Below are 5009 nucleotides of genomic sequence, written 5' to 3'. Positions count from 1 at the left end.
TATGGTGGAGACTTTACCACCTAATTTGGTGTCCGGGATCATTAGACCACTACAAATGCTACTAATCTGTCCAAGGTTTAGAGGACCTTGAACAGATTAGGTATACACAAGCTTAAATTAAACGTTGGAACGCGCGTTTTTCTTCTTTGATTTATAGGCTTTCATTGAAATTTTTAAAGCAAGCTGTTTTTGTTTAATTGAAATGAGTTGTCTAGTTACGACCTTATGGTGTAACTCTGTGATAAAGTTTTTTTCCCAAGGCGTAAGGCGGTCAAACCTCAATAAAATAGTGTCATTGAGTACATTGAACAACTCGTATTGGCTTTTATCCATTCGACTGCTAAGCATTCAATTTGAGCACTTAGCTAGAGAAATGACGTTAAGGCTTTCTACTTTCTCATTTTTTCCTAAGGTAATGATTCGATAAGAGATCCCACTCTCTAATAGTGGCCTTATTTCGATGTTATCACAAAAACTAACGGCGACTTTTTCTACTAAGCTGTCCATATTCAACGTTTTCTTTTTTACGAAAACAAGAGTGACACTATTGCCTTCTGACTGTGCATTTACGAGTGTGATTAAGCCTAACTCTTGTGGCAGTTGGCTTGAGATAACCGTCGCTCTATAATCGGCAAGCCCACTAGATTTCATTGGGCTTATCTGACAACCGTTAAGCATGACACTGACGGAAATAATTACTGCTGTTCTTAGCATTATGCGTTCCTTCTTGCTTTCTTCTCCCTTTAGGTGCCTTAAAATATTTATTGATATAACGTGAAGACATAGAAGATAAGAGCGCACTGTAATCTAAACCGAATGTGACTTTTTCCCCTACAAATAATGGTTTTCGTGAGGATTCAAGGACAAGATGATCACTGGTTGAAGACATGATCTTAATCCCATTCGGAGCCTTAAGCCCGCTGACACAAACATCTTGGCGGCCTAATGCTACAATAGCTTGTGAGACCTCCCCTCTATCTTGAAGGCTTTCTTTTTCACCAAAAGCATTTAACCCCCGACTCCCCCAAGGCAAAGTCGGTTTAGTCTTGGATTCAATCACTTCAGCGGTCAAAGAAACCGCATCCGTATGTAAGCCTTTGATATTTTCGTGCTCTAAAGGCTCACAGCCTAAAAAAATGGCTTCTCCTATACGAAGGTTATTTACTCGAGTTAAGCCTGTTCTCTGAAGAGCCCAGTTAACTGAAGCAGAATTACCCCCTGAAATAATTTCTAGACTGATCCCAAATGTAGCTTCAATTCCATCGGCAAGATCAGAAAGAACATTCATATTTTGCTCATCTGGAGCGACACCATACCGACAGGCTAAATTCGTACCAATTCCTTTTATCGTGATGTTCGGTAAAGAAACAATCTCACGGATAAAATCAATCACATGATTAGGCATCACACCTTCTCTTAGATCGCCAAGCTCAACCATAATAATAATATCGTGACAGCAATTTTGTTGTTCCGCTGCATGTGAAAGCCCCTGAATCACTTCAACTTCAGAGTTTAAACTCATATCACTGTATTTTATTACGCTCGCCACTTGACTGAGCATGGGTGTACGTATCAGCATTTTAGGGATAGCAATGCCAGATTCAGTCATCTTTTGAAGATTTTCGATTCTTGAATCGGCTAACATTTTTGCGCCAGCATCAATAAGAACTTGTGCGATGATAGGGTGGCCGAGGAAGGCTTTTGTTACAGGCGTGACGGATATGTTTTTCAGTGAGAGCTGAGTAATCAGGTACTGAGCGTTATGGTGAACTTTCCCACAATCGATGTGTAACCTAGGGTAGTTCACCCTTTTTCGGCCAGTTTACTTGCTATTATAGGGAAGGTTGACGATACGATGTGCAGTAGATGCTCAACAGGCTGTGACAAGACATCAGTAACCGGTAGACCAAATTCGGTAGTGTAACTGTCTATCGCACGACAGGTTTCATCTAAAGACATATCTTCATGATTCAGTGTTAGTCCAATAACACCGGTATTAGAAAACGTTTCGATAAGATTTATTTCTGAGGCAATCGAAGGCATTGGGCAATCAGGAAAATCACTACGATATAAACGTTTAGGAGCATGTTGCAATATCACACCCGTTGGACAACTGCCACGTAAGATAAAAGCGCTGGTTGAAAACGCAGGGTGACTTAAAGCTCCTTGCCCTTCAATAATTATCAGATCCGGGTTTTCTTTTTCATAGGCCTGTACAATGACAGATTCCAACTCACCGGCACAAAATTGTGAAGGAACAGCATCGAGTGCAACGGAGTATTGTGCGCCTTGCATAATGCCTGTTTGACCAGTGGCAATCAGAACGACGTTAAGGCCTTTTTTAATCAGTTCATTCGCCAATATTGTCGCTGTTGTTCGTTTTCCTAGCGCGCAATCCGTCCCCATTACAGCAATTCTCGGGCATTTAACGTTGTGTATTTTCCCGCTAAACGTTTTCAGATCGCCTTTATTTTTGGGTTTGCGAGTATCGAATATTCGAACGTTATTCTTTAAGCTAGCTTCTAAAAATAGAGGATCATCGGTTAGGAATTCATGTAAGCCATTTACGATGTTCATTCCTAGTGACATGGCATTTAAAATGATACTTTTATCTAAGTCAGATAAAAAACCACTTGATGGCGCAATGCCAAAAATGAAGTAATCGGGAATACTTCCCGCGTGAATGATAGCTTCTTCAGCATTGGCAAGGATCGGTATTCCATTGGCTTTGTTATCAAGTACTTCTCCAGCATCTAAGCCGGCAGATACACTATCAATAACCGATAGAATACGATAGCTTAATGAATGCCTCACTAGCCCATTAGCGGTTTTACCATCAATTTCACCGAAATTACCTTCGCAATATATAATTGCCGAAGGGATGACAGGTTTCACTTTCTGAGCAAGTGGTAGCCAAGGAGCGATATGGGTTACATCGTAGTTGGTTTTGAAATTTTCAATTCTAGTGAGTTTGAAGATGTTTCTTAACTTTTGGGTTGAAATAGACATAATTAAAGCCTGCTATGAGGCTTAGGAGGGCAACTAAGGAGTGCCGAGATGCGAGTTCGGAAAAGAAAAGAAGTCCCCACTAAGCGGTAGGGATAACAACCAAGGTAACACACTCACCAGACTTTTGTTGGTTATTATTAATACGCTTTCTAAGTCTATCACTTTCAGGCTTCACCCATACTAACGTGACTGATTAGAGATCTAAGACTCATTGTTCAACGTCGCCGTATCAACCTCTCAGCTTTAAGGTTTCAAGATACTTTTTCTAATATCAGTTAAGTGAATTTGAGTTTTGAGTTTAACGCGTTTTTGTCCAGAGTCTTCATAGACCTGAAGTTTTACTCGTGGCACTTTTCTCAAAAAGTGCCAGCTAGCTCAGATCTGCCCCTTTTTGCATTAGACCTATTACTCATGAATATCCTGTTAATGTGCGTTTGACCTACCAAAACTTACCCGAATGCAGCACATTTATAAATCATGCTTCACAGTATGGTCTAACCTATCAATAGAGCCGCTAACCTATTGATTATAAATTGAAGTTTCCGAAGAGAGGTTGCATTATATGTACATAAAATACGAAGTGTAGTCGTACAGATAGCGTTATGTGCCAGAGCGAGTTAGGAGTCATGTCTTACATGAATATTCAGTTAAAGTTGGTTCAACTTAGAAAGAAAATCAGAGTAAATAAAAAGAAAGTAACTAGCGCAGTCATTGACGATCACTCAGCAGAAATGTGCATAATTTGTGGTTCTCAAGATCAATTGACTAGAGAGCATGTGATACCTCAATGGGTCTATAATCGTTGTACGAAACGAACATTCGAAACAACAACTAACGGTATTTCTCAGACTTACAATAAAACCACACTACCTGCATGCAAAGATTGTAACTCGAATCTCCTTGGTTATTTGGAGAGACATTTGAAGCATGAATTTGAAAAAGTCGATGTTAATCACCAAGAGTTCTCACAAGAGACCTTAGAGTTAATCATCCTATGGTTAGAAACTCTAGAATACAAATTTCAAGTACTCGACCTTCGCAGAAATTTAAATAAGGTAAAAGGTGCAGAGTACATTCCTTTTATTGGCAAAATGCCTATTGCTATGTTCCAAGGCTCTATGGATACGAGTCCTGCAAAGGTGTTCTCAAATTTTCGTTCGGCATTGCAAGTATTGAGTGTGAAATCAAAGGCTGATAGGCTTAATTCCCTTTGTATTATCCATACCACAAACAAAGACTTTCATTTCTTTCATTCTACAAATGATTTTATATTCATAGAGTTAGCTGAGTTTGGGGTCGCGTTTTTCTATTTCTATAAACAAACGTTTGATGACCATAGTGCCGCCATAGAGTCTGCTATGGAAATAGTCCAAGATCACTATGCAGGAACAGGAACACAATAAAATCTTAAGTTTATCTGGAGTTCAGCATATGAAGATAAAAACAGGTACAGAGGCTGATTACCACCAGTGTATCGCAATTAAACATGAATACTTCAAGTGTCACGATGCTTTTGAACAATTTCGGCAATCCGCCGAACATTTAATTCTGTCCGGTCATGATAAGTACAAATCTTATCGAACATACAATTCATATTCATATTTTATTCATCATCTGTACGAGTTTCTCATTGCTTGCCACGCAAGAGACTTTGAAAATAAAAATATAACCGACAAAAAAGGTCCTCAGAAAAATCATTTCATAGACTCACTAATTGAAGAGGATGCTCATCGTGCGGTAAATGCAAGAATTGACCGTATTAGTCGTGGACAGGCTCCGAGTTATGAAAATGACATATCGCACTATGAAAAACTTCACCAGAATCATTTGCAAAGGACTTTAGGGTTTATCGTAACAAGGTTGCTGGTCATGCGTCTTATGAGCGTACTAAAGACCTCAACTTAACCGATTTCTATCTAAAGTATCACTTTTACTTGTACCTATTTGTAGTGGTCAACAAATTCCGGACACTGACTTAAGCCGATTTTCGGCATTTACTG

6 protein-coding genes are annotated in these 5009 nt (G+C 39.3%); 2 read left to right on the top strand and 4 right to left on the bottom strand.

What is annotated here, in order from left to right:
• Positions 1-117 precede the first annotated feature (117 nt).
• The 4 genes from OQJ75_RS22390 to OQJ75_RS22375 are packed head-to-tail and all read right to left on the bottom strand — an operon-like array spanning position 118 to position 3009.
• Positions 118-348: a hypothetical protein gene (locus tag OQJ75_RS22390; RefSeq protein WP_004735670.1), complete on the bottom strand. Its 231-nt coding sequence runs from the start codon at positions 346-348 to the stop codon at positions 118-120.
• Complete coding sequence (gene gspS2, locus OQJ75_RS22385; RefSeq protein ID WP_265974967.1) at positions 349-714, bottom strand: type II secretion system pilot lipoprotein GspS-beta; 366 nt, start codon at positions 712-714, stop codon at positions 349-351.
• The gene (locus OQJ75_RS22380) at positions 671-1807 is read right to left on the bottom strand and encodes an alanine/ornithine racemase family PLP-dependent enzyme (RefSeq protein ID WP_265974966.1); all 1137 of its coding nucleotides are present in this window, start codon (positions 1805-1807) and stop codon (positions 671-673) included. The genes gspS2 and OQJ75_RS22380 overlap by 44 nt, the downstream gene beginning before the upstream one ends.
• Complete coding sequence (locus OQJ75_RS22375) at positions 1804-3009, bottom strand: DUF1611 domain-containing protein (RefSeq protein WP_265974965.1); 1206 nt, start codon at positions 3007-3009, stop codon at positions 1804-1806. Before OQJ75_RS22375 ends, OQJ75_RS22380 begins: the two co-directional genes overlap by 4 nt.
• Positions 3010-3644: 635 nt before the next feature.
• On the opposite strand from OQJ75_RS22375, the gene OQJ75_RS22370 reads away from it, so the two are divergent.
• Positions 3645-4412 carry a hypothetical protein gene (locus tag OQJ75_RS22370; RefSeq protein ID WP_265974964.1) on the top strand — a complete coding sequence of 256 codons (768 nt, stop codon included), beginning with the start codon at positions 3645-3647 and terminating at the stop codon, positions 4410-4412.
• Positions 4390-4914 (top strand): hypothetical protein, encoded by a 525-nt coding sequence (locus OQJ75_RS22365; RefSeq protein ID WP_265974968.1) that lies wholly within the window; start codon positions 4390-4392, stop codon positions 4912-4914. Before OQJ75_RS22370 ends, OQJ75_RS22365 begins: the two co-directional genes overlap by 23 nt.
• The last annotated feature ends 95 nt before the right edge of the window (positions 4915-5009 follow it).

The organism is Vibrio sp. 14G-20 (assembly GCF_026241515.1).
GTDB lineage: Bacteria > Pseudomonadota > Gammaproteobacteria > Enterobacterales > Vibrionaceae > Vibrio.
The sequence above is the reverse complement of the archived record's forward strand: the minus strand, read 5'-3'. Positions and strand labels throughout refer to the sequence as shown.

Excerpts from the sequence above, each read along its gene's own strand:
- OQJ75_RS22390 (WP_004735670.1), bottom strand. The coding sequence starts at position 348 with ATGCTTAGCAGTCGAATGGATAAAAGCCAATACGAGTTGTTCAATGTA.
- gspS2 (WP_265974967.1), bottom strand. The coding sequence starts at position 714 with ATGCTAAGAACAGCAGTAATTATTTCCGTCAGTGTCATGCTTAACGGT.
- OQJ75_RS22375 (WP_265974965.1), bottom strand. The coding sequence starts at position 3,009 with ATGTCTATTTCAACCCAAAAGTTAAGAAACATCTTCAAACTCACTAGA.
- OQJ75_RS22370 (WP_265974964.1), top strand. The coding sequence starts at position 3,645 with ATGAATATTCAGTTAAAGTTGGTTCAACTTAGAAAGAAAATCAGAGTA.
- OQJ75_RS22365 (WP_265974968.1), top strand. The coding sequence starts at position 4,390 with ATGCAGGAACAGGAACACAATAAAATCTTAAGTTTATCTGGAGTTCAG.